This window comes from Ruegeria sp. CG8 (assembly GCF_056537165.1).
The window spans coordinates 227415-250679 of record NZ_JBQFRA010000004.1; the positions used below are offsets into that span (position 1 = coordinate 227415).

Below are 23265 nucleotides of genomic sequence, written 5' to 3' on the forward strand. Positions count from 1 at the left end.
GCAATCCATATCCTTCTGGCCCTTGCCCTGTCCTGCCTGATGGCGATCAGCGCCCATGCCGACAGCCTTGCCAGCTTCCTGCCCGAGATTGAACCCGCCGATCTGGCCCCCGGTGCCGATGCCTTCGGGCCGGTCCGCGATGACGTTCCGGTCGCACCCGTCCTGAAGGGCGGCGAGACCTTAGCCTGGGCCTTCCTGACTTCTGACTTCGTGGGCACCACCGGATATTCCGGCAAACCGATCCATGTGGTTGCCGCCATCGATGACGACGCGGTGCTGACCGGTGTGCAGCTGGTCAAACACTCGGAACCCATCGTTCTGATCGGCATCCCCAATTCACGCATGGTCGAGTTGACCGAAGGCTATGCTGGTCTGGACCTGAAGGTAGAGGCCGAAACCGGCGGCGAGGGGCATGACCTCGACATCATCTCGGGTGCGACGGTGACGATCATGGTGATCGATGACAGCCTTGTGCGCGGCGGGATCAAGGTCGCGCGGGCGCTGGGGCTGGGCGGATTGTCTCCGCTACAGGCAGACGGGCCGAAACGCGAAGTTGATATGGCGCAGGATGCCGTTTACGACTGGACAACGCTTTCGGGTGACGGCTCGATCCGGCGGCTGACGCTGGATGTCGGTCAGGTCAACGCTGCCTTTGAAGCCACAGGAGATCAGCGCGCCATCAAACGCCCTGAACCGGGCGAGCCTGATGATACGTTCATCGACATGCACGTGGCGCTGGTCTCGGTTCCATCGATCGGCAAATCACTGTTGGGCGAGGCGGAATATCAGAACCTTGTCGAATGGCTGGATGAGGGCGAACAGGCTATTCTGGTGCTAGGGCGCGGGGCCTACAGCTTCAAGGGATCAGGCTACGTACGCGGCGGAATCTTCGACCGGATTCAGCTTATCCAGGGCGACAATTCGGTACGGTTCTTCGACAAACAGCAAGAGCGTCTTGGCCGGGTTGCAGCCCCGGATGCGCCCAGTTTCACCGAACTGGATATCTTCAAGATCCCCGCCGAAGCCGAGTTCAACCCGGCCGAGCCGTTCCGCCTGCAATTGCTGGTGCAACGGGCCGTGGGTGCGGTTGAAAAAACCTTCCTGACCTTCGATCTGGGCTACAAGCTGCCCGAGCAGTATCTGTTGCCAGTCGCAGCCCCCACTGTTGTGGATGACGCCACTGGCGAAGCCGCTGCGAAAGCTGCCTTGTGGAAACGCATCTGGAAAGATCGCACGGTCGAGATTGCGGGTCTAGGCGTCATGTTGCTGGTGCTGACCGCTACTTTCTTCTTCCAATTCCACGCCACGATGAACGCCCGGGTCTTTTACTGGTTCCGCATCGGATACTTGACCCTGACACTGTTCTTCATCGGCTGGTACGCAAATGCGCAGCTGAGCGTGGTGAACCTGATGGCACTGGCCGGCAGCCTGCGCACTGGTTTCAGCTGGGATGCCTTCCTGCTGGATCCGCTGGTCTTCATCCAGTGGTTCGCGGTGGCTGCCGCCCTGCTGTTCTGGGGACGCGGGGCCTATTGCGGCTGGCTGTGCCCGTTTGGTGCGCTGCAGGAACTGACCAACAAGATCGCACGCGCGCTGAAAGTGCCACAATGGACGCTGCCATGGGGACTGAACGAACGCCTGTGGCCTGCGAAATACATGATCTTCCTCGGTCTCTTCGGGCTCAGCTTTGTCTCGATCCCGCTGGCTGAGACCTATGCCGAGATCGAGCCCTTCAAGACCGCGATCATTCTGAAGTTCATGCGCGACTGGCCCTTTGTCGTCTTTGCGCTGACCCTGCTGGGGATCGGACTGTTCATCGAACGGTTCTATTGCCGCTACCTCTGCCCGCTCGGCGGAGCGCTGGCGATCCCCGCCCGAATTCGCATGTTCGACTGGCTGCGCCGCTACAAGGATTGCGGCAACCCCTGTCAGACCTGCGCCAACGAATGCCCCGTTCAGGCCATCCACCCCACCGGTGAGATCAACCCGAACGAGTGCGTCACCTGCCTGCATTGTCAGGTGCTCTACCAGTCCGAGAGCAAATGTCCCGTCGTCATCCGCCAGCTGAAACGGCGGGCCAAGACCGGGTCGGTCAAACTCAAGACCCCCCTCGGACAACCACCGGCGAACCATCCGAACGCCAAACCGCAAACCGTTTCCTAAAAGGAGGAACGATCATGTCGGATCATGACACCAAACTGAACATCACCCGCCGCGGGTTGCTGGGGGCCTCGGCCACCGGGGCCGTGCTGGCCGGAACCGGGCTGGGCGTCGGCGGCACGCTGATGACCGCCAAGCAGGCCAGCGCCGCCGCCAAGGTCGAACTGGCGCCAGGCGAGTTGGACGAATATTACGGCTTCTGGTCTTCGGGCCAGACTGGCGAGCTGCGCATCATGGGCTTCCCGTCCATGCGCGAACTGATGCGGGTGCCGGTGTTCAACCGCTGCTCGGCCACCGGATGGGGCCAGACCAACGAGTCGCTGAAGATCATGACCGAAGGCCTTCTGCCGGAAACCAAGGAGTTCCTGGCCAAGCGCGGCATGAAAACCTATGACAACGGCGACCTGCACCACCCGCACATGTCGTTCACCGACGGCACCTATGACGGCCGTTATCTGTTCATGAACGACAAGGCCAACACACGCGTGGCCCGCGTGCGCTGCGACGTGATGAAATGCGACAAGATCATCGAGATCCCCAACGCCAAGGCGATCCACGGTCTGCGCCCGCAGAAATTCCCGCGCACCGGCTATGTCTTTGCCAATGGCGAGGACGAAACCCCGCTGATCAACGACGGCAGCGTGCTGGACGATCCGTCGCAATACGTCAACATCTTCACCGCCATCGACGGTGACACGATGGAGATCGCCTGGCAGGTGATGGTGTCGGGCAACCTCGACAACACCGATTGCGACTATCAGGGCAAATACGCCTTCTCGACCTCGTACAACTCGGAAATGGGCATGAACCTGGCCGAGATGACCGAGAGCGAGATGGACCACGTGGTCGTCTTCAACCTCAAGGAAATCGAGGCCGGCATCGCCGCGGGCGACTATCAGGAGATCAAGGGCGTCAAGGTTCTGGACGGGCGCAAGGGGTCGAACAAGAAATACACCCGCTACATCCCGATCCCGAACTCGCCGCACGGCATCAACACCGCGCCCGACGGCAAACACGTCTGCATCAACGGCAAGCTGTCGCCGACCGTGTCGATCATGGACGTGACCAAGCTGGACGCGCTGTTCGAAAGCGACGCCGATCCGCGGTCGTGCATCGTGGGCGAGCCGCAGCTGGGCCTTGGCCCGCTTCACACCGCCTATGACGGTCAGGGCAACGCCTTCACCACGCTGTTCCTGGACAGCCAGATCGTCAAATGGAACATCGACAAGGCCATCCGCGCCTACAATGGCGAAGACGTGGACCCGATCATCTCGAAGGTCGACGTGCACTATCAGCCAGGCCACAACTCGACCTCGATGGGTGAAACCAAAGACGCGGACGGCAAGTGGCTGATCTCGATGAACAAGTTCTCGAAAGACCGGTTCCTGAACACCGGTCCGCTCAAGCCCGAGAACGAGCAGGTGATCGACATCTCGACCGACGAGATGAAGGTTGTTCATGACGGCCCGACCTTCGCCGAGCCGCATGACTCGATCATCGTGCGCCGCGACATTGTCAACCCGGTCAACGTCTGGGACCGCAACGACCCGACCTGGGAAGATGCGCGCAAACAGGCCGAGGCCGATGGCGTCGATCTGGAGGAAGGTGCCGAAGAGCCCATCCGCGACGGCAACAAGGTGCGGGTCTACATGGTCTCGCAGGCCCCGACCTTCAGCCTCGAGAAGTTCACCGTCAAACAGGGCGACGAGGTCACGATCTACGTCACCAACCTGGATGACGTGGACGATGTGACCCACGGCTTCTGCCTGGGCAACTACGGCATCGCCTTCGAGGTCGCGCCGCAGGCCACCGCCTCGATCACCTTCACCGCCGACCGTCCGGGCGTGCACTGGTTCTATTGCCAGTGGTTCTGCCACGCGCTGCACATGGAAATGCGCGGCCGGATGCTGGTCGAACCGCAAGGAGCCTGACCCATGCGCTGGCCCCTGCTCATCCCGCTTCTGCTCGGCTCGCCGCTTTGGGCGGCGGACTGGGACGTGCCCAACCGGGCGGGGGCCATCACCGAGACACTGGCGCAGGCGGCGGATGGAGACACCCTCCGCCTGAGCCCCGGCGTCTATGCCGAACGCCTGGTTCTGGACCGGCCCGTCACCATCGACGGACAGGGCCAGGCCACCATCGACGGTCAGGGCACCGGTAGCGTCATCACCGTGACCGGGCCCGGCGTCACTCTGCGCGGCCTGACCGTGATCGGGTCGGGATCGGACCATGGTGAGATCGACAGCGGCATCCAGCTGACCAAGACGGCCCGCGTGGCCGTGGTGGAAAACAACGTGCTGCTGGGCAATCTCTACGGCATCGACATCCACGGCGCCGATGACAGCATCGTGCGCGGCAACCGGATCGAGGGCCGGCAGGACCGCCGGATGAACGACCGCGGCAACGGGGTCTATGTCTGGAACGCGCCCGGCGCTGTGGTCGAAGGCAATGACATCCGCTTTGGCCGCGACGGGATCTTCGTGAACTCGTCGAAGAAGAACACCTTTACCGGCAACAGTTTCCGCGACCTGCGCTTTGCCGTGCACTACATGTATGCCGACGATTCCATCGTCAGCGACAATGTCTCAATCGGCAACGATCTGGGCTATGCGGTGATGTTCACCTCGAACGTGCAGGTGATCAACAATGTCTCGGTCGGCGACCGCGAACACGGGGTCATGCTGAACTATGCCAATGACAGCGTGATCTCCGGCAACGTGGTGAAAGGCGCCAAGGAGAAGTGCACCTTTCTGTACAATTCCAACAAGAACGAATTCACCGACAACTGGTTCGAAGGCTGCGGTATCGGGATCCATTTCACCGCCGGCAGCGAACGCAACCGGATCGTCGGCAACGCCTTTGTCGGCAACCGGACACAGGTGAAATACGTCTCGACCAAATGGGTCGAGTGGTCGGAAGACGGCCGCGGCAACTACTGGTCCGATTTTGCCGCCTATGACGTGAACGGCGACGGCATCGCCGACGCCCCCTATCGCCCCAACGATAGCATGGACCATGTGCTGTGGACCCAACCCGCAGCCAAGCTGCTGCTCGGCTCGCCCGCCGTGCAGCTGGTGCGCTGGTCGCAATCGGCCTTTCCGGCGCTGCTGCCGGGCGGCGTGATCGACAGCCACCCCTTGATGCAAGCCCCTCAACCCCCAGCCATGAAAAAGGTGCCTCATGACGGATAAGGCCCTGACAATCGAAACGGTCTGCAAGGATCGCGGCAAGACCCGCGTTCTGAGCGATATCTCCCTGACGCTCGAGCCCGGACAGCGCGTGGCGCTGCTGGGCCACAACGGCGCCGGAAAATCCACCCTGATCAAGTCGATCCTGGGCCTGACGCCCATCCAGGCCGGCACGATCCGCATCGGCACCGCTGCCCCCGGCAGCGCGCAGGCGCGCCGCGACACGGCCTATCTGCCCGAGGCGGTCTCATTCCACCCGGCCCTGACCGGGCGCGAGCAGCTGACCCTGTTTGCCAAGCTATCAGGCACAAAAGCCGACGTGCCCGCCCTGCTGGACCGTGTCGGGCTGGGCGATGCGATGGACCGCCGGATCGGCGCCTATTCCAAAGGGATGCGGCAGCGGCTGGGCCTTGCGCAGGTGCTGCTGGGTCAGCCGAAACTGGCGCTGCTGGACGAACCCACCTCGGGGTTGGACCCGATCTCGCGCCAGGACCTGTACGCCATCATCGACGAGTTGGCCGCGCAGGGCACCGCGGTGCTGATCGCCAGCCATGCCCTGACCGAGGTCGAGGCCCGCACCGACCGCATCGCCATCATGCGCAAGGGCCGGATGGTGGCCGATGACACGCTGGCCAACCTGTCGGCGCTGGCCGGGCTGCCGATCCGTCTGCGGGTCCGCGCGCGCGCCAATGCCGACGCGCTGGCCGCCGAACTGGGCGGCAACCGGGTCAACGGCGCCTCGGTCGAGCTGCTGTGTTCGCCCGCCGACAAGATGCAGGCCCTGCGCCGCATCGCCGCCATGGGAGATGCCGTGGCCGACGTAGAAATGACCCCGCCCAAGCTGGAAGACCTCTATCGCCACTATGCTCAGGAGGCGCTGCAATGACCCGTTTCCTCGCCATCACACGCACCGAGATGCTGATCCTGCGCCGCAACCGCTGGCTGCTGGTGGCGACGCTGATCATGGTTCTCTTCGCGCTGGCCCTGACCTTTGCCGGCAGCGCGCCCACCGGCACGCTGGGGGTCGACATGCTGACGGTGTCGGTCGCCTCGATGACCACGCTGTCGGTATATCTGGCGCCGCTCTTGGCGCTGATGATTTCCTTTGACGCCATCGCCGGCGATGTGGACCGGGGCAGCCTGTCGCTGCTGCTGTCCTATCCGGCGGGGCGCGGAGAAATTCTGCTGGGCAAATTCACCGCCCATCTGGCGGCGCTGGCCTTTGCCATGACGGTCGGTTTCGGCACTGCCGGGGCGGTCGCCGCGTGGTTCGGCGGCGCGGGCGCGGACAGCCTGTTCGCGCTTGGCCGGCTGATCGTCACCTCGATCCTGCTGGGCGCCGTGTTTCTGGCGCTGGGATACCTGCTGTCCGCCCTGGCGAGGGGCGCAACGGCGGCGGCAGGTCTGTCGGCCGGGCTCTGGCTGGTCTTCGTCGTCCTCTATGATCTTGGGCTGTTGGGAGCCGTCGTCATGGACAAGGGCGGCGTCTTCACCCAATCCGTCTTTCCCTGGGTGATGGTGGCCAACCCGGCCGACGCTTTCCGTCTGTGGAACATCGCCGCGACCGAGGGCGTGGCCATGGCGTCCGGCATGACCGGCGCGGCGCAGGCCCTGCCCGCCTGGGCGGCGCCCGCCTCGCTGCTGATCTGGCCGGTTCTGAGCTTTGCCCTGGCCCGGTTGGCGTTTCGGAGGGTCGAGCCATGACACGCCTTGCCCTGATGGCGCTGATCGCGCTGGCGGCCTGCAAGGAAGAACAGGCCGCCGCCCCGCCGGATCCGGTCGATCTGACCGAAACCGCGCTCAGCTATTTCTGCCAGATGAACGTGGCCGAACACGGCGGGCCCAAGGGGCAGATCCATCTGGAGGGCTATCCCGCGCCGCTGTTCTTTGCCCAGGTGCGCGACATGGTGGCCTATCTCAAAAGCCCCGAGCGGGATGCCGAGATCACCGCGATCTATGTCAGCGACATGGGCGCGGCCCCCAGCTGGCACGAGCCGGGCATATCGAACTGGATCGCCGCCGATCAGGCCACCTTCGTGGTGGGCGCCGGCGTGGCCGGCGGCATGGGCGCGCCCGAGATCGTGCCCTTTGCAACGCCGGACGCCGCCGCGGGGTTCATCGAAACCTATGGCGGCACCGCCCTGCCCCTGACCGACATTCCCGACGACGCGGCGCTTGGCCCCGTCGATCTGACGCAATCCCTGGAGACACCCGCATGACCCGCCTGTCCCGACGCCGTTTTCTGACCATCTCGGCCGCCTGCGCCGCCTTGCCGACCGTGGCGCACGCCGCACCGGTGGCCCGCTGGCGCGGCACCGCGCTGGGGGCACCCGCCAGCCTTCAGCTGGTCGGGTTGAGTGACGCGCAGGCCGCGCCGACCATCTCCGCGCTCGAGGCCGAACTGGACCGTCTGGAGAATATCTTCAGCCTGTACCGCCCGGATTCGCAGCTGAGCCGCCTGAACCGGGACGGCACCCTGCCCGCCCCGGCGCCGGAGCTGCTGCAGGTGCTGACCCAAAGCGCCGCCCTGCATGACGCGACCGGCGGTGCGTTCGACCCGACCGTTCAGCCGCTGTGGATGGCGCTGGCGACCGGCGCGCCGGATGCCCAAGTGGCGCAGGCCCGGGCGCTGGTCGGCTGGCAAGGGGTTTCGGTCTCGGCCGAGGCGATCCGCCTGCCCCATCCGGGCCGCTCGGCGCTGACGCTGAACGGGATCGCGCAGGGCGCCGTGACCGACCGCATCGCAGCGCTGTTGCGGGCGCAGGGGCTGACCGATGTGCTGGTCGACATGGGTGAGATCGCCGCCATCGGCACCCGCGCCGACGGGTCGGGCTGGCGCGTCGGCCTGGCCGGCCCCGAGGACGTGACCCGGCGCATCGAACTGCGCGACAGGGCGGTGGCAACCTCGGCCCCTGATGCGACACAGCTGGCCGGGCGTCATGGCCACATTCTGGGCCCGCAGGGTCAGCCGGTCCGGCATCGGGCGGTTTCGGTCTCGGCCCCTGACGCGGCGCTGGCCGACGGGTTGTCGACCGCGCTGTGTCTGCTGCCCGCCGACCGGATCGCGCCGGTGCTGCAACGGTTTCCCGGCGCCCGGCTCGAGATGCTGATCTGACCCGAATGGCCGTCGCGGAACTCTGCCGTTGAAATTTGTCGCGCGATAAGAAAAGGTAAAACACCGACAAATTCAGAGCGGCGCGGGCCTGGCCCCGCGCCAGAGGCAAGGCATGGCACCCAGAAAAATCCGGAACATGGAGGAGTTTGCGGCGGTCAGCGGGATCTCGCGCCCGACGGTGTCGAAATATTTCAACGATCCCGACAGCGTGCGCCGGTCGACCCGCGAACGGATCGAGCAGGCGCTGGAGCGGTTCGACTATCGCCCCAACATCTTTGCCATGAACCAGAACCGCAAGCTGACCAAGAATGTCGGCATCGTGGTGCCCTATCTGGCCGACCCGTTCTTTGCCGAGATCGCCCGCAACATCGAGGAAAAATGCATCGAGGCCGGGTTCCGTCCGACGCTCTACAGCGCCTATGGCGACCCCGCGCAAGAGGCCGAGATCCTCGACAGCCTGCGCGCGTTGAAACCGGCGGGCGTGCTGCTGGCACCGCTGGGGCGCGATTCCGACCGGTCGTTCATCGAGAAATTCTGCAAGGACATCCCCACCATCCTGTTCGACAGCAACCTGGAAGGCATGGGCGCGGCCTTTGTCGGGTCGGACAACGCGAGCTTCATCGAACAGACCGTCGATTACCTGTGCCGCAGCGGCGAACCGCCCGCGTTCTTCGAGATGCGGCACCCCGCCAACCCCAACGCCAACAAACGCCGCATCGCCTACATCAAAAAAATGGAGAGCCTGGGCTTTGAGCCGCAGGTGATCAAGGTCGACGGTCGCGGCTGGGGCTTCGAGGAAATCGGCCGCCAGGGCGCATTCAAGCTGTTGGAGGAGCCTCGGTTGCCTTCGCGCACCATTCTGTGCAGCAACGACCGTCTGGCCATCGGGTTTCTGTCAGCCTGCTATGAAAAGGGCCTGCGGGTCGGGTTGGGCGAGGATTGCGACCTTCGCGTCGCCTCGCATGACGACCATCCGTTTTCCAAGTTCACCTGCCCGTCGCTGACCACCGCGGCGCATGATTACAACGCAGTATCGAATCGCTCCGTCGAGACGCTGACGCAACTGGTCGAATCCGGTGGGCAACTCAAGGCCCGCACCGAAACCCTGTTTCCGGCCCGCTTGATACTGCGGAGTTCGGCCTAATTTTCGACAACTTTTTTACGCGCGTAAAATTTTAGTTGACGCGCGCCAAATAATTCGTGATGCTTTCCTCCAGGTAATTCGACACCAGGGAGGAAAGAATGTACCTGAAATCCGTTCTATGGGCGGCAAGCGCAGCGGCTTTGACCGCCGGCGCCGCAACTGCAGAGACGATCACGATCGCCACCGTAAACAACGGCGACATGATCCGGATGCAGAAATACACCGACAAGTTCACCGAAGCGACCGGCCACGAGGTGGAATGGGTCACTCTGGAAGAGAACGTATTGCGCCAGCGTGTGACCACCGACATCTCGACCAAAGGCGGCCAGTTCGACATCATGACCATCGGCATGTACGAAACGCCGATCTGGGGCGCGAACGGCTGGCTTGTGCCGCTGGACGGTATGTCCGCGGAATACGACGTGGACGACATCCTGCCCGCGATGCGCGGCGGCCTCAGCCACGACGGCACGCTGTACGCGGCGCCGTTCTATGGCGAAAGCTCGATGATCATGTACCGCACCGACCTGATGGAGAAGGCCGGTTTGGAGATGCCCGAGGCACCGACCTGGCAGTTTATCCGCGAAGCGGCGGCTGCGATGACGGACCGCGACAACGACATCAACGGCATCTGCCTGCGCGGCAAGGCCGGCTGGGGTGAGGGCGGCGCCTTCATCACCGTGACCGCGAACTCGTTCGGCGCGCGCTGGTTCGACGAAGACTGGAAACCCCAGTTCGATCAGCCAGAGTGGAAAGAGGCGCTGACCTTCTTCGTCGACATGATGAACGAATCCGGCCCCGCCGGGTATGCCACCAACGGCTTCAACGAGAACCTGTCGCTGTTCCAGCAGGGCAAATGCGGCATGTGGATCGACGCCACCGTTGCCGCGTCTTTCGTGACCAACCCCGACGACTCGACTGTCGCCGATCAGGTTGGATTTGCTCTGGCGCCGAACTCGGAAGGCGTTGACAAGCGCGCCAACTGGCTGTGGGCCTGGGCGCTGGCCATTCCGGCCGGCACCCAGAAAGAGGACGCCGCCAAGCAGTTTATCGAATGGGCCACTTCGAAGGAATACATCGAACTGGTCGCCGAGAACGAGGGCTGGGCCAACGTTCCGCCGGGTGCGCGCACCTCGCTGTACGAGAACCCCGACTACAAGGACATCCCCTTCGCGCAGATGACGCTGAAGTCGATCCTTGCGGCCGATCCGGAAAACTGCTGCGTCAAGCCGACGCCGTATACCGGGATCCAGTTCGTCGCCATCCCCGAATTCGCGGGCATCGCCACCCAGGTGAGCCAGGAATTCTCGGCGGTCTATGCCGGACAGCAGTCGGTTGACGAAGCTCTGGCCAAGGCACAGGCCTTCACGGCCGAAGAAATGGAAGCCGCAGGGTACTGAGGCCTCCTCCCGGCGGGTGGGCAGGTTTCTGTCCCCCGCTCTCCCCCTTCCACAACCCGTGTTAGTCTCGCAGGCAACAAGTCGCCTGAACAGAGAGGTCTTGCGTCATGGCAACTCAACACTCCCGATCCGTCGCACGCCTTATGATGGCCCCCGCCGTGGTCCTGCTGCTGGGCTGGATGCTGGTTCCGCTGACGATGACGCTGTATTTTTCCTTCAAGAAATACCTGCCGCTGCGCGGTGGTGATCTGGGTTGGGTCGGGTTCGACAACTACGTCCGGTTCGTGACCTCGAGTTCCTTCTGGCCCGCCGTTCAGGCGACGCTGGTGATCGTGGGCGGTGTGCTGGCCATCACCGTGGTGCTGGGCATTCTGCTGGCGCTGCTGCTGGATCAGCCGATGTGGGGCCAGGGCGTCGTGCGCATTCTGGTGATCGCCCCGTTCTTCGTGATGCCCACCGTTTCGGCGCTGGTCTGGAAGAACATGTTCATGGATCCGGTCAACGGCCTGTTTGCCCATCTGTGGCGGTTCTTCGGGGCCGAGCCGATCTCGTGGCTGTCCGAGGCGTCGATGCCGTCGATCGTGATGATCGTGTCCTGGCAATGGCTGCCCTTTGCCACCCTGATCTTGCTGACCGCGATCCAGTCGCTGGACAGCGAACAGCTGGAGGCCGCCGAAATGGATGGTGCGCCACCGCTGAAACGCTTCTTTTTCATCATCCTGCCGCATCTGAGCCGTGCGATCACGATCGTCATCCTGATCCAGACGATCTTCCTGCTGTCGATCTTCGCCGAGATCTTCGTGACCACCGGCGGCGCCTTCGGCACCCGCACCCTGACCTATCTGATCTACCAGCGCGTGCTGGAAAGCCAGAATGTCGGGCTGGGCTCGGCCGGCGGAGTCTATGCCATCATCCTTGCCAACATCGTCGCCATCTTCCTGATGCGCATCGTCGGCAAAAACCTGGACGCGTGAGGAGGACGAAAACATGGCCCGCACCGTCACCACACCACGCAAGCTGATCAACACCGCCTTTGCCTGGGCTGTCGGCCTGCTGATCTTCTTCCCGATCCTCTGGACGATCCTGACCAGCTTCAAGACCGAGGCCCAGGCCATCGCCAGCCCGCCGATCTTTCTGAACTTCGACTGGACGCTGGAGAACTATGCCGTGGTTCAGGAACGGTCGAACTACATGCGGTATCTGTGGAACTCGATCATCATCGCGGGCGGGTCCACCCTGCTGGGCGTGATCGTCGCGGTGCCCGCCGCCTGGGCCATGGCCTTCGTGCCCTCGGCGCGCACCAAGGACATCCTGCTGTGGATGCTGTCCACCAAGATGCTGCCGGCGGTGGGGGTTCTGTATCCGATCTACCTGCTGTTCATCCAACTGGGCCTGCTGGACAGCCGCGCCGGGCTGGTGGTGGTGCTGATGCTAATCAACCTGCCGATCATCGTCTGGATGCTGTACACCTATTTCCGCGAAATTCCCGGCGACATCCTGGAAGCCGCGCGCATGGACGGCGCCACGCTGAAAGAGGAAATCCTTTACATCCTGACGCCGATGGCGGTGCCGGGCATCGCCTCGACCGTGCTGCTGAATTTCATCCTGGCTTGGAACGAGGCGTTCTGGACCCTGAACCTGACCGCCGTCGACGCGGCGCCGCTGACCGCGTTCATCGCCAGCTATTCCAGCCCCGAGGGCCTGTTCTTCGCCAAGCTCAGCGCGGCATCGACCATGGCCATCGCCCCGATCCTGATCCTTGGGTGGTTCAGTCAGAAACAACTGGTCCGCGGCCTGACCTTCGGCGCCGTGAAGTAAGGAAAGACACATGGGACGCATCGTACTTGAGAAAGTCAGCAAGAGCTTTGGCGACGTGGAAGTCATTCCGCCGCTGGATCTGGAAATCAACGACGGCGAATTCGTGGTTTTCGTGGGCCCCTCGGGCTGCGGGAAATCCACCCTGCTGCGCCTGATCGCGGGGCTTGAGGACGTCAGCGGCGGCCGCATCCTGATCGACGATCAGGACGCCACCGCGGTGCCGCCAGCCAAGCGGGGCCTGGCCATGGTGTTCCAGTCCTATGCGCTGTATCCGCACATGACCGTGCGCAAGAACATCGCCTTTCCGCTGCGCATGGCCGGGCTGGACAAGGCCGAGCAGGACCGCCGCGTGGAACAGGCGGCCGAGGTTCTGAACCTGACCGACTATCTTGACCGTCGCCCCGGCCAGCTGTCCGGCGGCCAGCGCCAGCGGGTCGCCATCGGCCGCGCCATCGTGCGCGAACCGGCGGCCTTCCTGTTCGACGAGCCGCTGTCGAACCTGGACGCCGCGCTGCGCGTGGGCATGCGGCTGGAGATATCCGAGCTGCACAACCGGCTGGAAACCACGATGATCTACGTCACCCATGACCAGGTCGAGGCCATGACCATGGCCGACAAGATCGTGGTCCTGCAGGCGGGCGTGATCGAACAGGTGGGCTCGCCTCTCGAACTGTACCGCGCGCCGCGCAACAAGTTCGTGGCCGGCTTCATCGGCTCGCCCAAGATGAATTTCATCGAAGGCCCCGAGGCCGATAAACACGGCGCCCACACGATCGGCGTCCGCCCCGAGCACATTGCCGCCTCGCCCAGCGAGGGCCTGTGGAAAGGTACGGTCGGGGTGTCCGAACATCTGGGTTCGGACACGTTCTTTCACGTCCATGTGGACGGCTTCGCCGAGCCGATGACCGTGCGCGCCGGCGGCGAGGTCGGCCTGCGTCACGGCGACACGATCCATCTGACGCCGGAGGAGGACAAGATCCACCGGTTCGACGCGGCGGGGCTGCGGATCGCATGAACCGGCTGGTTGGAAAACGGGCCCTGATCACCGGGGCGGCGCGGGGCATCGGGCTGGCCTTTGCCCAGGCCTATGCCGCCGAGGGCGCGCAGGTAGCGCTGGCCGACATCGACGTGCAGCAGGCGCGCAAGGCCGCGCGCGAGATCGGGCCGCAGGCGATTGCGGTCGAAATGGATGTCTCGCAGCAGGACAGCATCGAGGCGGGCGTGGCCGACGCCGCGGCGCGGATGGGCGGGGTCGACATCCTGATCAACAACGCCGCGATCTTCACCGCCGCCCCGATCGTGGAAATCATCCGCGCGGATTACCAGCGCGTGTTCGACATCAACGTCGCCGGCACCCTGTTCACGATGCAGGCAGTCGCGCGCCAGATGATCGAGCAGGGTACCGGCGGCAAGATCATCAACATGGCCAGCCAGGCCGGCCGCCGGGGCGAGCCGCTCGTGGCGGTCTATTGCGCCAGCAAGGCGGCGGTGATCAGCCTGACCCAATCGGCGGGGCTGAACCTGATCAAACACGGGATCAACGTGAATGCCATCGCCCCCGGCGTGGTGGATGGCGAGCACTGGGACGGCGTCGATGCCTTCTTTGCAAAATACGAGGGCAAGGCGCCGGGACAGAAAAAGAAGGAAGTGGGCGAAGCGGTGCCCTTCGGCCGGATGGGCCGGGCCGAGGACCTGACCGGAATGGCGGTCTTTCTGGCCTCGTCCGAGGCCGACTACATCGTGGCCCAGACATACAACGTGGATGGTGGAAATTGGATGAGCTGATGGTGGAGCGCCCCGCGGATACCCGACCGGTCCGGTTGTGTCAGACCAATCTGGGCGCGTTGCCCAAAGGTGTTCTGCGGCCCGAATACGATCGCGCGGCGCTGAAGCCGGGGATCGTGCATATCGGGGTGGGCAATTTTCATCGCGCGCATCAGGCCTGGTACCTGCACCGGCTGATGCAACAGGGCGCGGCGCAGGATTGGGCCATCATCGGCGCCGGTGTGCGCGCCTATGACGCCGAGATGCGGTGCAAGCTGCTGGCGCAGGACTGTCTGACCACCCTGGTCGAGCTGACCGAGGGCCAGCGCCGTGCCGAAGTGACCGGCGCGATGATCGATTACCTGCCCCCGCAAGAGGACAACGGCCCACTGATCGCACAGTTGGCCGACCCGGCAATCCGCATCGTGTCGCTGACCGTGACCGAGGGCGGCTATTTCGTGCATCCCGTCACCAAGGGGCTGGACATCGACCACCCCGACATCCGCCACGATGCCGCCAACCCTGACCGTCCGCGCACCGCCTTCGGTGCCATCGTCGCGGGCCTGCGGCGGCGGCGCGATGCGGGCGTCGGTCCGCTGACCGGGCTGAGCTGCGACAACCTGATCGGCAACGGGCAGGTTCTGCGTCAGGCGGTGGTGGGGCTGGCGCGCCTGTCGGACCCGCATCTGGCCGACTGGATCGACAAGCAATGTACTTTCCCCAATTCGATGGTCGATTGCATCGTGCCCGCCACCGGCCCGACCGAGCTGGAGCTGGTGCGCGCGCTGGGGATCGACGACGCCGCCCCCGTCACCCATGAAAGCTTCCGCCAATGGGTGATTGAGGATGCCTTCTGCGCCGGGCGGCCGGATTGGGACAAGGTCGGCGCCACATTTACCGACCGCGTTCATGACTATGAGGTCATGAAGCTGCGCATTCTGAACGCGGGCCACCAGGTTCTGGCCAATGTCGGCGAGATCCTGGGCCTGAATACGATCGCAGACTGCATGGCCGATCCACTGGTTTCAGCATTCTTCCGAAAGGTTTTGATCGAAGAAATCGCGCCTTTTGTGCGTCCGGTGCCCAATCAGTCGGTTGCGGACTACATAACCTTGATCGAGGAGCGGTTCCGCAATCCAGCCATCGTCGACACCACGCGTCGCGTTGCTTTTGACGGATCATCCCGGCATGTGGGATTTGTGCTTCCTACCGTCTATGATGCGTTGGCCGCCAGCGCGCCGATCAATGGGCTGGCCCTGGTCGAGGCGCTGTGGGCCCGCATGTGCGCCGGCACCCGCGAGGATGGAAGTATTATCGAACCCAACGATCCCAACTGGTCCGATTTGGTCACCTCGGCAAACGCGGCCCGCGACAACCCGACCACCTGGCTTGAGCAGACCCAGTACTATCAGGATCTGTCACAATCCGGCGCGTTTGGCGATGCGTTTGACCGCTGGCTCAGGGTGACCTGGGATCAGGGAGCGCGTCAGGCCCTGACGACGTATCTGGGCGCCCAACTCTGACCGGTGCATGACTTAGCTGTGCGCGGCTTTGCCCAGACCCTCTTCTGCATCGAACAGGGTTTCAGCAACCGACGCCGCATCGTCCAGATGCCGTTCGACGGCTCGGCGCGCGGCGGAGGGGTCGCCGGACTGAATCGCAGAACAGATGGCCTCAATATGCTCGATCCCGGGGCGGTCGCGTTCTGTTGCCGTCAAGGTCATCATCCGCAACCGGCTGATCCGACCATTCAGGCGCTGGACCACATCCCAGGCCACATGATGCCCTGCTCCCTCGAATATTTCTGAGTAGAAATCGGAAGTGGCGCGGAAGATCGAGCCCGGTGTCTTGTCCACGAAACCCTGCTTGAGCCGCTCCAGCGCCCCATGCAGGCTGCTGGCCCTGTCTGATGTGATATTGCGCGCGCAGTTCTCGGCGGCCGCGGTTTCCAGCATGCGGCGGATATCGTAGATCTGCCGTGCCTCGTCCCGTGTGATCGAAGCCACGATCGGCCCGCGCCCGGGCAGAATTTCGACCAGCCCCTCGGCCTCGAGATAGCGGATCGTTTCCCGGATGACTGTCCTGCTGACACCTAGCTGATCACATAGCGGACGTTCTACCAGCCGTTCGCCGGGCTGGAAAACACCTTCGATGATGGCCTCACGCATGCGCTCCTGCACCATGTCGCGCAGGGTTGCCGGGGGATGATCGATCTTGGTCAGTCTTGGCGTTGTCATGGACGGGAATCTACCGGTCGCGCGTTGCATCAGCAAGGTATGATTGACATCCTGTCTTATGGTATACCATCATGCCGAAAACGGAATCACAGGACCTTTGCGATGCCCGCCACCATTCGTAAAACACTGCTGCATGTCGAAAACACGCTGATCGAAGGTGGCAAAGCCGCCGAGCGCCCTTTGACCTTGATCGCGGCGGTTGCCGTCGTCACCAACCCCTGGGCCGGCCGCGGCTTTGTCGAAGACCTGCGTCCAGAGATACACGATTGTGCTCCGGGGCTGGGCCACATGCTGACCGAGATGATTCTCGAGGCGGCCGGCGGCGGTGACCGGGTTGAAGCCTATGGCAAAGCCGCCGTTGTCGGAGTGAATGGCGAGGTCGAGCACGGGTCGGCCCTGATCCATACCCTGAGGTTCGGAAATGCCTATCGCGAGGCGGTTGGTGCAAAATCCTACCTTGCCTTCACCAATACGCGCGGACCGGCGAATGCGGCCATGCAAATTCCCCTGATGGACAAGAATGATGGTGGGCGGCGCAGCCACTATCTGACCATCCACCTGCAGGTCGCCGACGCTCCGGCCCCGGATGAGATCATGATCGCTTTGGGCGCTTCGATCGGAGGGCGCCCGCATCACCGCATCGGGGATCGTTATCAGGATCTGAAGGATTTGGGACATGACGTCGACAATCCGGCAGCTGTCTGAACCATTCGGACGCCTTGGCTTGCGCTTTGCCGGCCCCCCCGATGGCGAACCTCTGGTCCTGTTGCACGGGGTCGGTATGCAGTCGGAGGCCTGGGCGCCGCAGATCGATGCCTTGTCCGACTTGCACGCGGTCTACGCACTGGATCTGCCAGGGCATGGCCAGTCCGGCCCGATCGCTGTGGGGGCGCAGTTACCAGCATTTGTGGAGTGGCTGCGGGCGGCGCTGGACGCTTTGAACCTGGATCGCGTGAACCTTGTCGGTCATTCGATGGGCGCACTGATTGCCGGCGGGTTTGCGGTCGACCATCCCGATCGGGTCCGGCGCGTCGCCCTGCTGAACGGAGTGTTCCGGCGGGACGACCAGGCCCGGGACTCTGTACTGGCGCGCGCCGGCTTGATCAGCGCCGGAACCTTTGATCTGGAAACTCCACTGCAACGCTGGTTCGCAAACGGTCCGGCCGACCGCGCCGCTCGGGACAGGGTCGCCGCATGGTTGGCCGCGGTCGACATAAACGGCTATGCGACGGCCTACGATGCCTTTGCCCGGGGCGACATGGTCTACGCCGATCGCTACCCTCGGATCTCTTGCCCCTTGCTGGCGTTGACAGGTGCTGAGGATCCGAATTCCACACCCGACATGACCCGCGCCATCGCCGCGGCCGCCAAGGGGCAGGCGGTTGTCGTCGAGGGTCATCGGCACATGGTGAACCTCACTGATCCAAAGACTGTCAACGCGGCCCTTGTTCAATGGCTGAAGACCCCAACGCACGAAAGGTCGCCCGCATGACCGATTTCGACCCTCGCGTTCTGCGCAGCGCGTTCGGAACCTTTCTCACCGGTGTCACGGTGGTCACGACCCATGACGAATCCGGCCGACCGATCGGCTTTACCGCCAATTCCTTTTCCTCAGTTTCGCTGGACCCTCCGCTGATATCGGTCTGTCTTGCCAATACATCCAGCAATTTCAACACATTCTCTGAAGCCACCGGATTCGCCGTCAACATCCTGTCGGAGGATCAGATCAGTGTTTCGAACACCTTCGCACGCCCTTCACAGGACCGGTTTGCCGATGTCGATTGGAAGCCCGGACCCAACGGCGCACCAATCCTTGACGGGGTTTCAGCCTGGTTTGACTGCTCGGTTTTCAAGACAGTCGAAGCCGGCGACCACCTGATCCTGATCGGTAGGGTCGAGGCCTTCGACCACTCGATCGCACCTGGCCTGGGCTATGCCCGCGGCGCCTATGTGACGCCTGCCGCCGAAGCCCTGGCGCTCAACCGTCGCGCGGGCGTCGTGGTTTCCGCGTTGATCGAGCGGGACGGCCAGATCCTTCTGCTGGACGATGGCAACGGCGGGCTGACCATTCCGGCGACCGAGGACATGGCGAACGGCGCCGATACTGCATTGGCCCAGTTGATCGCGGAATGTGGGATCAAGGCAGAACCGGGCTTCATCTATTCGGTCTATCAGGACAAGTCGCGACGACAGCATATCTCGTTCCTTTGCCAAGCCGAGGACGGCACCCCAGCCAACGGGGCTTTTACGCAAATCGTCGAGTCGACGCTGATGGATGTCGCGGACCCGGCGATCTGTACGATGCTGGAACGTTTCGCCCGGGAAAGCCGCATGGGCAATTTCGGCATATACTACGGAGATGAAACCAGCGGACGGGTCAAACCGTTGGTTCGGGGGAGTTGAGATGAAGTTCTCGCTGTTTGCGCATATGGAGCGGATTTCGCCAGAGCAGGACCAGAAGCAGTTGTATGACGAGTTCATCCAACTGTGCAAAATCGCCGACGACGGCGGGATGCATGCCGTCTGGACGGGCGAACACCACGGGATGAATTTTACAATCGCACCCAACCCGTTTCTCAGCCTGATTGACGTGGCTCGGCACACCCGGAATGTCCGGCTGGGCACCGGCACCGTGATCGCGCCCTTCTGGCATCCGATCCGTTTGGCCGGTGAGGCCGCGATGACGGACATCATCACCGACGGACGGCTGGATCTGGGCATTGCCCGCGGTGCCTACAGTTACGAATACGAGCGCATGATGCCTGGCATGGATGCGTGGGAAGCCGGGCAGCGCATGCGCGAACTCATCCCTGCCGTGAAACAACTCTGGCAGGGAGATTACGCCCATGACGGCGAATTCCACCAATTTCCCAAGACCACCTCGTCGCCCCTGCCCCTGCAACCTGGTGGGCCGCCCATCTGGGTGGCGGCACGCGACCCCAACAGCCACGAATTCGCCGTAAGCTCAGGGTGCAACGTACAGGTCACGCCATTGTGGAACGGCGACGACGAAGTCATCGACCTGATGGCCAAGTTCAATGCCGCCTGCGCAAAGTTTCCTGACATGCCGCGCCCCAAGATTATGTTGCTGCGCCACACTTACGTGGCCGAAGATCAGAACGACGTAAAACAGGCCGCCATCGAGTTGAACCGGTTCTACTGCTATTTCGGCGCATGGTTCATGAACAAGCGTGACGTTACCCAGGGGCTGATTGCCCCGCTGAGTGATGCCGATATCGCCGAGCATCCGTTCTATTCGCCCCAGAACATGGAGCGGGACCTTGTCATCGGAACAGCCGATACCGTGATCGACCGGCTTCGGAGATGCGAGGAACTGGGGTATGACGAGTATTCATTCTGGATCGACTCCAGCATGCCGTTTGAACGCAAAAAGGCCTCGTTGGAGCGTTTCATCAAGGATGTGATGCCGGCCTTTCAATAGGGGAATTCTGGATGCAACGGTTTCAGAACTATATCGGCGGCACTTTCCGCGATGGCGACACCTGGTTCGAAAGTGTCGACCCATCCACAGGTGAGGCTTGGGCGCAGATGCCCGCCGCCAGCCCAGCTGATGTGGACCGGGCAGTGACGGCTGCGGACAAGGCCTTCAATTCCCCGGAATGGGCGTCATTGACCGCAACGGCACGGGGCAAGCTGCTATACCGATTGGCAGATCTGATCGCTGAAAACGCGCCCAGACTGGCCGAGCTGGAAACCCGCGATACAGGTAAAATCATCCGCGAAACCTCGGCGCAGATTGCCTATGTTGCGGATTACTATCGTTACTACGCGGGCCTCGCCGACAAGATCGAAGGCGCCCATTTGCCCATCGACAAGCCAGATATGGAAGTTTGGCTGCGGCGAGAACCCGTGGGGGTTGTCGCGGCGATCGTGCCCTGGAACTCGCAATTGTTTTTGTCGGCGGTCAAGATCGGCCCGGCCCTGTCGGCCGGTTGCACTGTGGTGCTGAAGGCCTCGGAAGAGGCCCCTGCCCCAATGCTGGAATTCGCGCGGATCTTTCACAAGGCCGGATTTCCCGAAGGCGTATTGAATGTCCTGACGGGCGGGCCCGACGTCGGCGCTGCCTTGACCCGGCACGAAAGAATTGCCCATGTCGCCTTTACCGGCGGGCCGGAAACGGCTCGGCATATCGTGCGAAACTCTGCCGAGAATCTGGCATCGACCTCTTTGGAGTTGGGTGGAAAGTCGCCCTTCATCGTGTTCGAGGATGCTGATCTGGACAGTGCGGTCAACGCTCAGGTCTCCGGGATTTTCGCGGCGTCGGGTCAAAGCTGCGTTGCCGGGTCGCGGCTTGTGGTTCAGGCATCGATCAAGGACGCGGTCCTGGACCGTCTGCGGCAAAAGGCCGAAGCGGTCGTGATCGGCGCACCGGATGACATGGCGACCGAAGTCGGGCCCCTGTGCACGCAGCGGCAGCAGAATTGGGCCGCCGAACTTGTCGCCCGGTCGCAGGCCCAAGGCGCGCAATTGATCACCGGGGGCCAGCCACTTGATCGCGCGGGATTCTACTTTCCACCGACCATTCTGGATTGCAGTCGGGCGCGCGATGCTGATTGCCTGACGCACGAATTCTTCGGCCCCGTCCTGTCGGTCGTTTCCTTCGAAACAGAGGATGAGGCCATCGCGATCGCAAACGATACCCGGTTTGGCCTAGCCTCGGGCGTGTTCACGCAAAACCTCACGCGGGCCCATCGGGTGGTTCGGTCAATCCGAGCCGGCATTGTCTGGGTCAACACCTACCGCGCAGTCAGTCCGATCGCTCCGTTTGGGGGGCATGGATTGTCGGGGCATGGGCGCGAGGGCGGGCTGCAGGCTGCATTGGACTACACCAAAATCAAGTCCGTTTGGTTGCGCACCAGCGACGACCCTATTCCTGATCCTTTTGTCATGCGCTGACCCGCCGGCCACCCCGAAATGCGTAAAACTCGGCAGGAAACTCAGAGACCACGAAACAGATCGGCTTGGCAGTAGCTTGCCCACCGTTAAACACTGCGCATCCCGGTTGCAGCGTAAACGAGTTGCAAAACAAGGGTTCAGATTCCACAAGCCGATTTCGAATAGTGCGTGAGGTTCACCGCGCCCGAATTCACTTCGCTCTGCCCGATGAATGGACAGGCTGACTATGGTCATCTGGTGATCGATTGAATTCGGGGGGCTGGCTTGTCAGTTCGAAGTCTCTGAAACTGTTTCTGGGAACGTTCCGAAACCACGGCTCCTTCCAAGAGAACTGCACCGTTTCCATTACCCGGCGCCGGGTCAGGTTTCCGACGCAGCGGTGGTTCCGGATTGGAAGGCACTGGTATCCACGTGGCGGCATCCCGATCGACCTGTCCTGGCAAACAGGCGCCATGCCTGAAAATGTCTCGATCTCCGATCAGGGTGTGCCGCCTGATCGCGGACGGGGAAATTTTGGGAAACCCTGCGCCTTGATCAGACGAGAAATGTCGCGGCGCAGGGTCTGCGGTATGGTCAAACCGGAACAGAAGTAGCCTTACTTGGTAGCGCTTACATCTCCGGGAATGCATCCACGGGCGCAGAACCTCATGTCGCTGGGCGCAACAGACCACACGTCGACATCATTCGGCGGCTTGTTCTTGAAGTCGATATCAAGGCAACTTGCGGCCTTCGGAGTGTAGTACTTGTTTCTGGGGTCGACATTGCCGAGTTGGTCGAACCCGGAAATTAGACGCATATCCGGTCCCCATCTTTCGCCATGCAGTGTCAGATTGGAGTAATAAGCCATCAGCTTGATCGATTTACCCTGCGCGAACATCTTATAGGTCATCTGGACCCCACCGATTGTCTTGTCGATCGGCCCCTGTTCCAACCCGGAACCAATCGAGATTACCCACCGGCGCTTGAGAGGAATGGAAATATCAACTCCGTCTTCACTGCATTCCAGCAATTTGTACGAAAAAATGTTCAGCACGGCGTTTGTTCTAATCGGGTTCGTGTGAAGCCTCAGAACGCTGTAAACCGGCTTGATGGTGGCACTTTGGATCGGAGCGCCGTTGACGACACAATTTTTCTGCAGCACCGCAAGTTCCGTCAGAACCATGTCCGAAAAGGACGACGCAAAACCGCCTTCCAGGGACTGCGCCATAAGCGCCGACATTCCGGGGGCCTCCAAAACCCGCGTGGAGTCTCCGTATTCACGGAAGAGTTCAACGGGATCCAAGGAAACCAATTGACGGTCAGCTGAAAACAGCAGGTTCTCAGGATCATTTTCATCGATGACTTGATGATATTGAAAAGTAAACAACTCGGTGCCGCCGGAGTACTGCGGTATCCCATCTTCAAATTTTACGGTTCCGTCTTCGGACAAAATCTCTTGTGCCGTTGCTGGTCCGTGGATTGCAAGCGCCATCGCTGCGCAAAGAATTGAAACGCCTAAAGCCTTAAGTCTGAACATGATTAT

The 23265-nt window shown here is 62.5% G+C and carries 21 protein-coding genes and 1 pseudogene; 20 read left to right on the forward strand and 2 right to left on the reverse strand.

Annotation, left to right across the window (positions count from 1 at the left end; translation table 11 throughout):
* The first annotated feature begins 39 nt into the window (after positions 1-39).
* The 14 genes from ACR0EF_RS14130 to ACR0EF_RS14195 all read left to right on the forward strand — a co-directional run bounded on the left by ACR0EF_RS14130 (position 40) and on the right by ACR0EF_RS14195 (position 16112).
* Positions 40-2163, forward strand: coding sequence for a NosR/NirI family protein (locus tag ACR0EF_RS14130; RefSeq protein WP_174825228.1), 2124 nt, complete (start codon positions 40-42; stop codon positions 2161-2163).
* A gap of 14 nt (positions 2164-2177) precedes the next feature.
* Positions 2178-4091 (forward strand): TAT-dependent nitrous-oxide reductase, encoded by a 1914-nt coding sequence (nosZ, locus tag ACR0EF_RS14135; RefSeq protein WP_170372697.1) that lies wholly within the window; start codon positions 2178-2180, stop codon positions 4089-4091.
* 3 nt (positions 4092-4094) lie between these two features.
* Complete coding sequence (locus ACR0EF_RS14140) at positions 4095-5351, forward strand: nitrous oxide reductase family maturation protein NosD (RefSeq protein ID WP_170372695.1); 1257 nt, start codon at positions 4095-4097, stop codon at positions 5349-5351.
* A complete protein-coding gene (locus tag ACR0EF_RS14145; protein ID WP_170372693.1) occupies positions 5341-6234 on the forward strand; it encodes an ABC transporter ATP-binding protein in 894 nt (297 codons plus the stop codon). The genes ACR0EF_RS14140 and ACR0EF_RS14145 overlap by 11 nt, the downstream gene beginning before the upstream one ends.
* On the forward strand, positions 6231-7052 hold the full coding sequence (locus ACR0EF_RS14150; RefSeq protein WP_170371900.1) for an ABC transporter permease: 822 nt from the start codon (positions 6231-6233) through the stop codon (positions 7050-7052). The genes ACR0EF_RS14145 and ACR0EF_RS14150 overlap by 4 nt, the downstream gene beginning before the upstream one ends.
* A complete protein-coding gene (locus ACR0EF_RS14155) occupies positions 7049-7567 on the forward strand; it encodes a nitrous oxide reductase accessory protein NosL (RefSeq protein ID WP_170371898.1) in 519 nt (172 codons plus the stop codon). Before ACR0EF_RS14150 ends, ACR0EF_RS14155 begins: the two co-directional genes overlap by 4 nt.
* The gene (locus ACR0EF_RS14160; protein WP_170372690.1) at positions 7564-8463 is read left to right on the forward strand and encodes an FAD:protein FMN transferase; all 900 of its coding nucleotides are present in this window, start codon (positions 7564-7566) and stop codon (positions 8461-8463) included. Before ACR0EF_RS14155 ends, ACR0EF_RS14160 begins: the two co-directional genes overlap by 4 nt.
* A gap of 112 nt (positions 8464-8575) precedes the next feature.
* Complete coding sequence (locus ACR0EF_RS14165) at positions 8576-9607, forward strand: LacI family DNA-binding transcriptional regulator (protein ID WP_170372688.1); 1032 nt, start codon at positions 8576-8578, stop codon at positions 9605-9607.
* A 98-nt stretch (positions 9608-9705) separates the two neighbouring features.
* A complete protein-coding gene (locus ACR0EF_RS14170) occupies positions 9706-11007 on the forward strand; it encodes an ABC transporter substrate-binding protein (protein ID WP_170341744.1) in 1302 nt (433 codons plus the stop codon).
* Positions 11008-11114: 107 nt separating this feature from the next.
* A complete protein-coding gene (locus ACR0EF_RS14175) occupies positions 11115-11981 on the forward strand; it encodes a carbohydrate ABC transporter permease (RefSeq protein ID WP_149775359.1) in 867 nt (288 codons plus the stop codon).
* 13 nt (positions 11982-11994) lie between these two features.
* Complete coding sequence (locus ACR0EF_RS14180; protein WP_170341115.1) at positions 11995-12825, forward strand: carbohydrate ABC transporter permease; 831 nt, start codon at positions 11995-11997, stop codon at positions 12823-12825.
* A 10-nt stretch (positions 12826-12835) separates the two neighbouring features.
* Positions 12836-13840: an ABC transporter ATP-binding protein gene (locus ACR0EF_RS14185; protein ID WP_170359663.1), complete on the forward strand. Its 1005-nt coding sequence runs from the start codon at positions 12836-12838 to the stop codon at positions 13838-13840.
* Positions 13837-14610: an L-iditol 2-dehydrogenase gene (locus tag ACR0EF_RS14190; RefSeq protein WP_170367441.1), complete on the forward strand. Its 774-nt coding sequence runs from the start codon at positions 13837-13839 to the stop codon at positions 14608-14610. Before ACR0EF_RS14185 ends, ACR0EF_RS14190 begins: the two co-directional genes overlap by 4 nt.
* Positions 14610-16112, forward strand: coding sequence for a mannitol dehydrogenase family protein (locus ACR0EF_RS14195; protein ID WP_170371892.1), 1503 nt, complete (start codon positions 14610-14612; stop codon positions 16110-16112). Before ACR0EF_RS14190 ends, ACR0EF_RS14195 begins: the two co-directional genes overlap by 1 nt.
* 12 nt (positions 16113-16124) lie before the next feature.
* On the opposite strand, the gene ACR0EF_RS14200 is transcribed toward ACR0EF_RS14195, so the two are convergent.
* A complete protein-coding gene (locus tag ACR0EF_RS14200) occupies positions 16125-16826 on the reverse strand; it encodes a GntR family transcriptional regulator (RefSeq protein WP_170371890.1) in 702 nt (233 codons plus the stop codon).
* A 102-nt stretch (positions 16827-16928) separates the two neighbouring features.
* Between ACR0EF_RS14200 and ACR0EF_RS14205 the strand changes: the two genes are divergently transcribed.
* From ACR0EF_RS14205 to ACR0EF_RS14230, 6 genes and pseudogenes are all read left to right on the forward strand, one after another.
* Positions 16929-17531: an amino acid synthesis family protein gene (locus ACR0EF_RS14205; RefSeq protein WP_170341773.1), complete on the forward strand. Its 603-nt coding sequence runs from the start codon at positions 16929-16931 to the stop codon at positions 17529-17531.
* Positions 17503-18318: an alpha/beta fold hydrolase gene (locus ACR0EF_RS14210; RefSeq protein ID WP_170372686.1), complete on the forward strand. Its 816-nt coding sequence runs from the start codon at positions 17503-17505 to the stop codon at positions 18316-18318. The genes ACR0EF_RS14205 and ACR0EF_RS14210 overlap by 29 nt, the downstream gene beginning before the upstream one ends.
* On the forward strand, positions 18315-19229 hold the full coding sequence (locus ACR0EF_RS14215; protein WP_170372684.1) for a flavin reductase: 915 nt from the start codon (positions 18315-18317) through the stop codon (positions 19227-19229). Before ACR0EF_RS14210 ends, ACR0EF_RS14215 begins: the two co-directional genes overlap by 4 nt.
* A 1-nt stretch (position 19230) precedes the next feature.
* Entirely contained in the window at positions 19231-20268 is a 1038-nt protein-coding gene (locus ACR0EF_RS14220; protein WP_170372682.1) for an LLM class flavin-dependent oxidoreductase, read from the forward strand.
* An 11-nt stretch (positions 20269-20279) separates the two neighbouring features.
* Positions 20280-21743 (forward strand): aldehyde dehydrogenase, encoded by a 1464-nt coding sequence (locus ACR0EF_RS14225; RefSeq protein WP_170372679.1) that lies wholly within the window; start codon positions 20280-20282, stop codon positions 21741-21743.
* Between the two features lie 168 nt (positions 21744-21911).
* Positions 21912-22252, forward strand: a pseudogene (locus tag ACR0EF_RS14230) (preQ(1) synthase); the annotation flags it as partial.
* 86 nt (positions 22253-22338) lie between these two features.
* Here the strand turns inward: ACR0EF_RS14230 and ACR0EF_RS14235 are convergent.
* Positions 22339-23259, reverse strand: a complete 921-nt coding sequence (locus ACR0EF_RS14235) for a hypothetical protein (RefSeq protein ID WP_170341765.1) — start codon at positions 23257-23259, stop codon at positions 22339-22341.
* Positions 23260-23265: the final 6 nt, after the last annotated feature.

Bases quoted from the DNA above. Each gene is read 5' to 3' on its own strand.
- ACR0EF_RS14225 (WP_170372679.1), top strand. From the start codon at position 20,280: ATGCAACGGTTTCAGAACTATATCGGCGGCACTTTCCGCGATGGCGAC.
- ACR0EF_RS14235 (WP_170341765.1), bottom strand. From the start codon at position 23,259: ATGTTCAGACTTAAGGCTTTAGGCGTTTCAATTCTTTGCGCAGCGATG.
- ACR0EF_RS14195 (WP_170371892.1), top strand. From the start codon at position 14,610: ATGGTGGAGCGCCCCGCGGATACCCGACCGGTCCGGTTGTGTCAGACC.
- ACR0EF_RS14160 (WP_170372690.1), top strand. From the start codon at position 7,564: ATGACCCGCCTGTCCCGACGCCGTTTTCTGACCATCTCGGCCGCCTGC.
- ACR0EF_RS14145 (WP_170372693.1), top strand. From the start codon at position 5,341: ATGACGGATAAGGCCCTGACAATCGAAACGGTCTGCAAGGATCGCGGC.
- ACR0EF_RS14210 (WP_170372686.1), top strand. From the start codon at position 17,503: ATGACGTCGACAATCCGGCAGCTGTCTGAACCATTCGGACGCCTTGGC.
- ACR0EF_RS14150 (WP_170371900.1), top strand. From the start codon at position 6,231: ATGACCCGTTTCCTCGCCATCACACGCACCGAGATGCTGATCCTGCGC.
- ACR0EF_RS14185 (WP_170359663.1), top strand. From the start codon at position 12,836: ATGGGACGCATCGTACTTGAGAAAGTCAGCAAGAGCTTTGGCGACGTG.
- ACR0EF_RS14140 (WP_170372695.1), top strand. From the start codon at position 4,095: ATGCGCTGGCCCCTGCTCATCCCGCTTCTGCTCGGCTCGCCGCTTTGG.
- ACR0EF_RS14165 (WP_170372688.1), top strand. From the start codon at position 8,576: ATGGCACCCAGAAAAATCCGGAACATGGAGGAGTTTGCGGCGGTCAGC.
- ACR0EF_RS14170 (WP_170341744.1), top strand. From the start codon at position 9,706: ATGTACCTGAAATCCGTTCTATGGGCGGCAAGCGCAGCGGCTTTGACC.
- ACR0EF_RS14180 (WP_170341115.1), top strand. From the start codon at position 11,995: ATGGCCCGCACCGTCACCACACCACGCAAGCTGATCAACACCGCCTTT.
- ACR0EF_RS14205 (WP_170341773.1), top strand. From the start codon at position 16,929: ATGCCCGCCACCATTCGTAAAACACTGCTGCATGTCGAAAACACGCTG.
- ACR0EF_RS14175 (WP_149775359.1), top strand. From the start codon at position 11,115: ATGGCAACTCAACACTCCCGATCCGTCGCACGCCTTATGATGGCCCCC.
- ACR0EF_RS14130 (WP_174825228.1), top strand. From the start codon at position 40: ATGGCGATCAGCGCCCATGCCGACAGCCTTGCCAGCTTCCTGCCCGAG.
- ACR0EF_RS14200 (WP_170371890.1), bottom strand. From the start codon at position 16,826: ATGACAACGCCAAGACTGACCAAGATCGATCATCCCCCGGCAACCCTG.
- ACR0EF_RS14220 (WP_170372682.1), top strand. From the start codon at position 19,231: ATGAAGTTCTCGCTGTTTGCGCATATGGAGCGGATTTCGCCAGAGCAG.
- ACR0EF_RS14190 (WP_170367441.1), top strand. From the start codon at position 13,837: ATGAACCGGCTGGTTGGAAAACGGGCCCTGATCACCGGGGCGGCGCGG.
- nosZ (WP_170372697.1), top strand. From the start codon at position 2,178: ATGTCGGATCATGACACCAAACTGAACATCACCCGCCGCGGGTTGCTG.
- ACR0EF_RS14215 (WP_170372684.1), top strand. From the start codon at position 18,315: ATGACCGATTTCGACCCTCGCGTTCTGCGCAGCGCGTTCGGAACCTTT.
- ACR0EF_RS14155 (WP_170371898.1), top strand. From the start codon at position 7,049: ATGACACGCCTTGCCCTGATGGCGCTGATCGCGCTGGCGGCCTGCAAG.